The organism is Saccharothrix hoggarensis, assembly GCF_042678885.1.
GTDB lineage: Bacteria > Actinomycetota > Actinomycetes > Mycobacteriales > Pseudonocardiaceae > Actinosynnema > Actinosynnema hoggarensis.
Genome location: NZ_JBHTLK010000273.1, coordinates 1 through 8,370, shown reverse-complemented (window position 1 = coordinate 8,370; position 8,370 = coordinate 1). Strand labels below are relative to the sequence as shown.

Here is an 8,370-nt window from a genome sequence, read left to right as displayed (position 1 = left end):
GGGTACCAGCCGCACGGCCCGGCGCGGCCGCACGACCGGGGCCGTACCCGCGGCCGCGCTCGCGGCGTCGGCGCGCCGCTCCAACTCGGAGAAGGCGTCGTGGAGGGTGCGCAGGTCACTCATGAGGTCTCCTGGAAGTCGCGGGCGCCGGCGGTGGCGAGGTCGATGCGCAGGGCGTTGAGCGCGCGGTGGATCTGGCTGCGTACGGTCGGTTCCCGGCACCCCAGCTGTGCGGCGATCTCCCTGTCGGACAGGCCCGCGTAGTAGCGCAGGACCACGGCCGCACGCTGCTTCCTGGGCAGGGCGGCGAGGCGGCGGATCATCGCGTCCCGCTCGGCCCGCTCGTCCGCGCCGTCGGGGATCACCGCCGGCTCGACCTCGGCGCGCGGGGACGTGCGGGTCAGCCTCCTGCGCCAGGACAGGTACTCGTTGACGACCATCCGCCGCACGTAGGCGTGCGGCTCGGCCATCCCCGAGATCCGATCCCAGCGTTCGAACGCCCGTCCCAGCACGTCGCTCACCAGGTCCTCGGCCAGCCACGTCCGGCACGTCAGGACCGTGGCGAACCGCATCAGCGCGGGACGCTGCCTTGCCACGTACTCAGTGAACTCCACCGGCAACTCCCGATCATCGACTCGACCTCGATCTCGCACCCCTAATGCGACAGCGACCCCTTTCGTTGCATTCGGCCTTCCAACGGCCGCTGGGAGACCCGTCCCCCTACCGGCAGGACCAAAGGTCGCATGCGTGCCTGATCCCCCTGGGTCCGCACCGGATACCGGCTTGACGGTTGTCACAGGGCAATCACAGAGAGTATGGTCTAGACCTGCCGCCGCGTTTGGGTGAACGCCTGTTCCCGCCCACACGCACTCGGGTTGGCGTTCGCCACAAGCGTTTCCGCCCATCCCGAACAGAGGAGTCCACATGTCACTCCGCCGAAGGATCGCCGCGGTGGCGGCAGGCATACTCGCCGCGCCACTCGTGACGGTCGCCCTGCCCTCGGCGCCGGCCTTCGCGCACGGCTACGTGTCGTCCCCGCCCAGCCGTCAGGCCCAGTGCGCCCGCGGGGTCGTCCCGTGCGGCGCCATCAAGTACGAGCCGCAGAGCGTCGAAGGCCCGAAGGGCCTGCGCAGCTGCAACGGCGGCGTGGCGCGGTTCGCCGAGCTGAACGACAACACCAAGGGGTGGCAGGTCGCGAACACCGGCCGCACCGTCACGTTCAACTGGACGTTCACCGCGCGGCACCGCACCGCGAGCTACGAGTACTACGTCAGCGGCCGGCGGGTCGGCTTCTTCGACGGCGGCAACCTGCAGCCCCCGGCCACCGTGTCCCACTCGGTGAACCTGGGCGCCTCCGGCCGCCAGACGGTGCTCGCCATCTGGAACATCGGCGACACCGCGAACGCGTTCTACGCCTGCATCGACGTCAACGCGAGCTGACCGGGGTGAGGAGCGGGGCGCGCCTCGGCGCGCCCCGCTCCGCCCGCCCGGATCAGGCGGTGAACCCGCCGTCGACGTGCAACTGCGCGCCCGTCACGTACCGGGCCGCGTCGGACGCCAGGAAGGCCGCGGCCGCGGCCACCTCCGACGGCTCCGCGTACCGCCCGACCGCGGTGAAGCCGCGCACGGCGTCACCGGCCGGCCCGTCGGCCGGGTTCAGGTCGGTGTCGGTCGCGCCGGGGTGCAGGAGGTTCACCGTGATCCCCCGCGGCCCCAGCTCCCGCGCCAACCCCTTCGTCAACCCCACCAACGCGCTCTTGCTCGCCGAGTACAGCGAGAACCCGGGGAACACCACGCGCTCGGCGGCGTTGCTGCCGATGCTGATGATCCGCCCGCCGTCGCGCAGGTGCGGCAACGCCGCCTTGACCGCCACGAACGCGCCCCGCACGTTCACGTCGAAGGTCCGGTCGAAGTCGGCCGCGGTCAGCTCCTCCACGGGCGCGACGATGAACGCGCCCGCGTTGTTGACCAGCACGTCCAGCCGGCCCAGCACCGACACGGTCTCCTCGACCGCCGCGGCCACCGCCTCCGGGTCGCCGCTGTCCGCCCGCACGGCGACCACGCGCCGCCCGAGCCCCTTCACCCGGTCTGCCACGTCGCCCGGGTGGTTCCGGTAGGTGACCGCGACGTCCGCGCCCAGTTCGGCCAACCGCACCGCGATCGCCGCGCCGATACCCCTGCTGCCGCCCGTGACGAGGGCGACCTTGCCGTCGAATTCCATGCCACCGATCCTGCGGCGCGACGGCGTCGCGATCCGGCGGGAAACGGACCTCGCGGCCGGTCGCGAAATTCCCGTTGCGAGCCGCCCCGGCGCTCGCATAGCGTTCGCGGTACACGAGGAAGGAGGTGGTCCGAAGTTGACTGGCTGTAGGACTCTGCGTGAGGTGGCTGTCCGCTAGGACCGGCCTTTCCCAGGTGGTCTGGGCGAATCCCAGGCAGCCACCCGGCCCCCGTGACCCCGAGCCCAGTCCAGCTCGGCCCGCACCTGGTGCGGGAAGCGGTCAGGGGGCCGTTTCACGTTCCGGGACGCGCGGCTTCACGTTCCGGGACGCGCGGCAAGCCACGTGACGTTGCCGACGTGCTGCTCCCCGCGGCGGGCCGCTTCACGTCCCCAGGTGTTCGCGCACCACCTTCAGGTCCGCCAGGAACCCCTGGTACGCCTCGGTCCGGTCCGGCGCGCGCAGCACCGCCGACGGGTGCACGGTGGCGATGACGTCCACGTCGTACTCCTCGGCGCGGGTCACCCGCCCCCGCTGCTCGCTCACCTTGAAACCCGTGCCGAGCACGGCTTTCGCGGCCGTCGCGCCCAGGCACACCACGAGCGCGGGCCGCACCCGCGCCACCTCGGCCCGCAGCCACGGCAGGCAGGCCGTGACCTCGCCCCGCGCCGGCGTCTTGTGGATGCGCCGCTTGCCGCGCTCGGCGGGCACGAACTTGAAGTGCTTGACCGCATTGGTCAGGTAGACGCCCTCACGGGCCAGGTCGGCCTCCGCGAGGGCCTTGTCCAGCAACCGGCCCGCGGGCCCGACGAACGGCTCGCCCTGCCGGTCCTCCACGTCGCCCGGCTGCTCGCCGACGAGCATCAGCCTGGCGTCCTCCGGTCCCGCGCCGAACACCGTCTGGGTGGCCGGCCGGTACAACTCGCAGCCCCGGCAACCGGCCGCCGCACGGCGAAGCGCCGCCAGGTCCGCGCCCTCGGGCACGAACTCGGCGGCGCTTCGCGCTGCGGCGGAGGTCCGACTAGCGGTTGTCGCCACGGAAGGCGTCCTTGACCTTCTCACCCGCCTGCTTGAGGGAGCCCTTGGTCTGCTCGGCGCGGCCCTCGGCCTGCCACTGCTCGTTGTCGGTGGCGTCGCCGACAGCTTCCTTGGCCTTGCCCTTGAGCTCTTCGGCCTTGTTGCTGAACTTGTCGTCGGTCCCCATGACCGGCTCCTCTCCGTCGGCTCACGTTCTGGTTCAGGGATACCCATCACCCGGTCGTGGAAACGCCGCCGACGGAGAGCGCACGTCCCCGCTAGCACGTCCGCGCAGGTGGCGGCACCGCCAAGCAGTCCGCCACCGGCCCGGCGAACGGCGGTCCGGGAGGTTCCGGCCGCGTGGAAGCCCCTCCCGTTGCAGCCCGCCGCCCTCCCTCTACTACGGTGATCGTCTACGCGGTTGAAAAGCCAGCCGCAAGCCACCCGGCGCCCGTGAGGGCACCAGGGTCAGCGAGAGCTGTGGGCTTGCCGGTGCTGGCACCCGCGTGTCCTGGAGCTCTCGCGCTACTGGCCTGGCTGACCGGTACCGACGTGCGAGAGAGGAGCCCGACCGTGGTCGGGGACAACGGCCGTGACGATTCGCTGACCGCGCGGATCGCCAGCCTCGAGGCCGAGGTGGTGGGGCTGCGCAAGGCGGTGCAGACCCGCACCGTGATCGGGCAGGCCACCGGCTTGATATCGGCCGTCCAGGGCTGCACGCCCCAGGAGGGGTTCCAGCTCCTGGTCCGCATGTCGCAGCACCACAACGTGAAGCTGCACACGATCGCGCTGAAGCTGCTCGACCTCTCGACCGAACTGGGGCCGCGCCAGGCCGTGCGCGCCGTGCACTCCCCCGTCGAGCCCCGCCACCGCGCCGCGGCCTCCGAGTGGCCCGGCGCCGACGTCGTGCACGCGGCACGGCGGCTGGTCGCGGCCTACGACGCGGCGCAGGGCTCCGGCGACGACCGGCCGGAGGTGCGAAGACAACTGGCCGACCAGGTCACCCTGGCCGGCCAGCTGCTCGCCGAGAAGCTCACCGAGGTGGGCTGGCTGCCACTGGACCCGGTGGAGTGAAACCCGTTGGAGTGGGACCCGATGGGGTGACCTCGACGATCGCGAACGCGTCACCGGGCAGGCGCACCGCCTGCCCGTCCACCTCCACCTCGGCCGACGCGAGCAGCACCGCGCCCGCCTCGGCGTCGAGCCGCACCTCGGCGGCCCCGCCCAGGTTGCACACCACGCGCAGCGCCCCGCGGTGCAGCACGAGCACCGAGCCCTCCTCGCGCACCACGAACCGGTCCAGCCGCGGGTCGGCCAGCTCGGGCCGCGACCGGCGCAGCGCGATCAGCGCCCGGTACACGTCGAACAGCTCCACGTGGCCCGGTGTGGTCACCTCGTCCCAGCGCAACGTGGACCGGCGCACGGTCTCCGGGTCCATCGGGTCGGGCACCTCCGACTCGCCCCACCCGTGCCGGCCGAACTCGCGCCGCCGCCCCGTGCGCACGGCCTCGGCCAGCTCGGGGTCCGGGAACGACGCGAAGAACTGCCACGGCGTGCTCGCCGCCCACTCCTCGCCCATGAAGATCATCGGCGTGTAGGGGGAGGACAGCACGATCGCCGCGCCCACCGCGAGCCGCTGCCACGGCACCGTCGCCGACAGCCGGTCCCCGGTGGCCCGGTTGCCGACCTGGTCGTGGTTCTGCAGGTAGGCGAGGAACCGGTGGCCGGGCAGCCGGTCGCGGTCCACCGGGCGGCCGTGGCGCCTGCCCCGGAACGACGACCACGTGCCGGCGTGGAAGAACACCTCGCGCAACGTCCGGCCCAGCGCGCCCTCGAAGTCCGGGTAGTAGCCGAACGTCTCCCCGCTCAACGCGACGTGCAGCGCGTGGTGCAGGTCGTCGGACCACTGGGCGTGCAGGCCGTAGCCGCCGCCCTCCCGCGCCGTCACCAGCCGGGCGTCGTTGAGGTCCGACTCGGCGATCAGCGTCAGCGGCCGGCGCACCGCGGCGGACAACGCCTCCACCTCGACGGCCAGCTGCTCCAGCACGTGCAGCGCGCTGCGGTCCACGAGGGCGTGCACGGCGTCGAGCCGCAGCCCGTCCACGTGGAAGTCCCGCAGCCAGCCCAGCGCGTTGTCGATCACGTACCGGCGGACCTCGTCGGAGCCCTCGCCGTCCAGGTTCAGGCCCGGACCCCAGTCGTTGCTGCCCGCGAAGTACGGCCCGAACCGGTCGAGGTACGCGCCGGACGGCCCGAGGTGGTTGTAGACCACGTCCAGCAGCACGGCCAGCCCGCGCGCGTGGCACGCGTCCACGAACCGCTTGAACCCGTCCGGCCCGCCGTACGGCTCGTGCACCGCGCCCCACAGCACCCCGTCGTAGCCCCAGCCCGCGGTGCCGTCGAACGAGTTCACCGGCATGACCTCGACGTGCGTGACGCCCAGCTCCACCAGGTGGTCCAGCCGCTCCACCGCGCCGTCGAACGTGCCGGCCGGCGTGAACGTGCCGATGTGCAGCTCGTAGACCACCGCACCCGGCAGCGCGCGACCCGTCCACGCCTGGTCGGTCCACTCGAACGCCGAGTGGTCGTACACGCGGGACGGGCCGTGCACGCCGTCCGGCTGCCACCGCGACCGCGGGTCGGGCAGGGCGTCGCCGGAGTCGTCCAGCACGAACGCGTAGTCCGTTCCCGCCGCCGCGGGCACGTCCGAGCGCCACCACCCGTCCGGGCCGGCGGTCATCTCGTGGTCCCGACCGTCGACCCGGACCCGGACGCGGTCGTGCGCGGGCGCCCACACCGAGAAAGCCACTGATCTCCTCAGTCCGTCTGCCGGTCCCGCCGCTGGTCCACCAGCAGCGCCACCGGGTAGTGGTCCAACAGGTCCGCCAACCGCGGGGCGGCGGGACGGCCGGTGAGCACGTCGGTCCACTCCCCCGGCGGCAGCGGCAGTTCCGCGTCACCCCAGCCGCCCGCGTTCGCCAACCCCACCGGAAGCCGGGTGGCCACGGCAACCAGGCCGGTCCGTTCGAACGCGACTGCGTGCGGTCCGGTCGGGCCCGTCGCGGCCAGCGGCCGGTAGCCGCGGAACAGCTCGGGCCGGTCCCGGCGCAACCGCAGCGCCCGGTGCACGACGAGCAGCTTCGCCGCGCCCGAGTCGTCCACGTCGGGCAGCCAGCCGTCCTCTATCCGCGCCAGCAGCCGCCGCCGCACCTCGTAGTCGACCGGCCGCCGGTTGTCCGGGTCGACCAGGGACAGGTCCCACAGCTCGGTGCCCTGGTAGACGTCCGGCACGCCGGGGGCGGTCAGCTGCACGAGCTTCTGCCCCAGGGCGTTGGACCAGCCGGGCCGCACGATCCGCTCGGCGAACTCGGCCACCTCGGCGGCCACCGGGCCGGTCAGGACCTGCTCCGGCCACGCCGCGACGGCCGCCTCGAACTCCTCGTCGTGGTCGACCCACGTGGTGCGGACCTTCGACTCCTTGGCCGCCTTGTCGAGGTAGGCGCTCATCCGGTCGGCCGTGATGGGCCACGCGCCGACGAGCGACTGCCACGCCAGGGAGTGCAGCGACGGCTCGTCGATCGGGTGCGCGGCGGACCACCGGCGGACGTGCTCGGCCCACTGCTCCGGCATCTCGGCCAGCACCGCGAGCCGGGCCCGCACGTCCTCGGACCGCTTGGTGTCGTGCGTCGACAGCGCCGTCATCGCCGCCGGCGACCCGGCTTCCCGCAACGCCGCCCGCGAGTGGAACTCCTCGACCGGCACGCCGAACCGGTCGGGCGCGCCGCCGACCTCGTTGAGCGCCGCGAACCGGGTGAACCGGTAGAACGCGGTGTCCTCGGTGCCCTTGGCGACGACCATGCCGGACGTCTGCTGGATGCGCGTGGCCAGCTCGCCCCGCGGGTCGGCCCGCACCTGCCGGTCGAGCGCCCGTGCCGCCGGGCTCGTCGCCGACGCCACCGCCGCCGCCCACGCGTCCAGCCCTTCGGGCAGGTACGAGCGGTAGACGGGGAACGCGACCATCACCTCGGCGACCGCCTGTTCCGCCTGCGCCCGGTCCGGGTGGTCCACCAGGGCGGCGATCCGGCGCACCTCGGCGCGCAGGATGGTGTCCGTCACCAGGGTCCGGCACTCGTGCTCGACGGCGGCGAAGTCGGTCGGCACGCCGAACTCCTCGGCCAGCGCGGTGAACCCGGCCTCGCCCGCCGGGTCCACGAACAGCCCGCACACCTCGCGCAACGCGTCGTAGCCGGTGGTGCCGTCGACGGGCCAGCTCGCGGGCAGGCGCTCGTCCGCGCCGAGGATCTTCTCCACGACCAGCCAGACGCCCGCGCGTTCCTTGAGCCGCCGCACATACCCGCCGGGGTCGGCGAGCCCGTCCGGGTGGTCGACCCGCAGGCCCGTCACCTCGCCCGCCGCGACCCACCGCAGCACCTCGCCGTGCGTCGCCTCGAACACCTCGGGGTCCTCGACCCGCACCGCGGCCAACGTCGTGATGTCGAAGAAGCGCCGGTAGTTCAGCTCCGCGTTGCCGCGCCGCCAGTCGACGAGCCGGTAGTGCGCGTGCTCCTCCTCCGACGCCTCGTCGGCGGCGAACGGCAGCAGCAGCGGCCCGGAGTCCCAGTCGATGTCGAAGAACCGCGCGTACCGCGAGTCGCGGCCGTGCTGGAGCACGTCCCACCACCACTGGTTGACGTCGTCGGGACCGACCGCCATGTGGTTGGGCACGATGTCCAGCACGAACCCCAGCCCGGCCCTCTTGACCGCCGCGTGCAGCGCCAACCGGCCCGACTCGCCGCCGAGCTCGTCGCGGGCGCGGGTCGGGTCGACCACGTCGTAGCCGTGGGTCGACCCGGGCACCGCTTCGAGGACCGGTGACGCGTACAACGCCCCCACGCCCAACGCGTCGAGGTAGTCCACGACCGCCTCGGCGTCCGCGAAGGTGAAGTCGGGCGTGAACTGGATGCGGTAGGTGGACGCCGGCGCCCCGCCCTCGGAGGACTCGCTTCGCAGGCGTCCCCCCCAGGGGACCCCTGCTTTGATCTTACCGGCGGGGTACGACAATTCCGGGCCCGCCGACCGCTCCGCAGCCCCGCCGGCCGCGCCCTCCGCCCCGCCGGCCGCAGCCCCGTCGGCC

Annotated in this window: 8 protein-coding genes; 2 read left to right on the top strand and 6 right to left on the bottom strand. The window is 73.2% G+C overall.

From position 1 onward, the window contains the following. Positions 1-119: 119 nt before the first annotated feature. On the bottom strand, positions 120-614 hold the full coding sequence (locus tag ACFQ3T_RS31860) for a SigE family RNA polymerase sigma factor (RefSeq protein ID WP_380729036.1): 495 nt from the start codon (positions 612-614) through the stop codon (positions 120-122). A gap of 310 nt (positions 615-924) precedes the next feature. Between ACFQ3T_RS31860 and ACFQ3T_RS31855 the strand changes: the two genes are divergently transcribed. Next, entirely contained in the window at positions 925-1,440 is a 516-nt protein-coding gene (locus ACFQ3T_RS31855) for a lytic polysaccharide monooxygenase auxiliary activity family 9 protein (RefSeq protein ID WP_380729034.1), read from the top strand. A gap of 52 nt (positions 1,441-1,492) precedes the next feature. On the opposite strand, the gene ACFQ3T_RS31850 is transcribed toward ACFQ3T_RS31855, so the two are convergent. The 3 genes from ACFQ3T_RS31850 to ACFQ3T_RS31840 all read right to left on the bottom strand — a co-directional run bounded on the left by ACFQ3T_RS31850 (position 1,493) and on the right by ACFQ3T_RS31840 (position 3,423). Next, positions 1,493-2,221 carry an SDR family NAD(P)-dependent oxidoreductase gene (locus ACFQ3T_RS31850; protein WP_380729032.1) on the bottom strand — a complete coding sequence of 243 codons (729 nt, stop codon included), beginning with the start codon at positions 2,219-2,221 and terminating at the stop codon, positions 1,493-1,495. 382 nt (positions 2,222-2,603) lie between these two features. Then, a complete protein-coding gene (locus tag ACFQ3T_RS31845; RefSeq protein ID WP_380729030.1) occupies positions 2,604-3,257 on the bottom strand; it encodes a UdgX family uracil-DNA binding protein in 654 nt (217 codons plus the stop codon). Continuing rightward, entirely contained in the window at positions 3,241-3,423 is a 183-nt protein-coding gene (locus tag ACFQ3T_RS31840) for a CsbD family protein (RefSeq protein ID WP_380729028.1), read from the bottom strand. Before ACFQ3T_RS31840 ends, ACFQ3T_RS31845 begins: the two co-directional genes overlap by 17 nt. A gap of 386 nt (positions 3,424-3,809) precedes the next feature. On the opposite strand from ACFQ3T_RS31840, the gene ACFQ3T_RS31835 reads away from it, so the two are divergent. Then, positions 3,810-4,310, top strand: coding sequence for an ANTAR domain-containing protein (locus ACFQ3T_RS31835; RefSeq protein WP_380729026.1), 501 nt, complete (start codon positions 3,810-3,812; stop codon positions 4,308-4,310). On the opposite strand, the gene treZ is transcribed toward ACFQ3T_RS31835, so the two are convergent. Both treZ and treY read right to left on the bottom strand, forming a co-directional pair. Further along, positions 4,270-6,045 carry a malto-oligosyltrehalose trehalohydrolase gene (treZ, locus tag ACFQ3T_RS31830; protein ID WP_380729024.1) on the bottom strand — a complete coding sequence of 592 codons (1,776 nt, stop codon included), beginning with the start codon at positions 6,043-6,045 and terminating at the stop codon, positions 4,270-4,272. The two genes, ACFQ3T_RS31835 and treZ, sit on opposite strands and share 41 nt — an antisense overlap. An 8-nt stretch (positions 6,046-6,053) precedes the next feature. Beyond that, entirely contained in the window at positions 6,054-8,246 is a 2,193-nt protein-coding gene (gene treY / locus ACFQ3T_RS31825; RefSeq protein ID WP_380729038.1) for a malto-oligosyltrehalose synthase, read from the bottom strand. Positions 8,247-8,370: the final 124 nt, after the last annotated feature.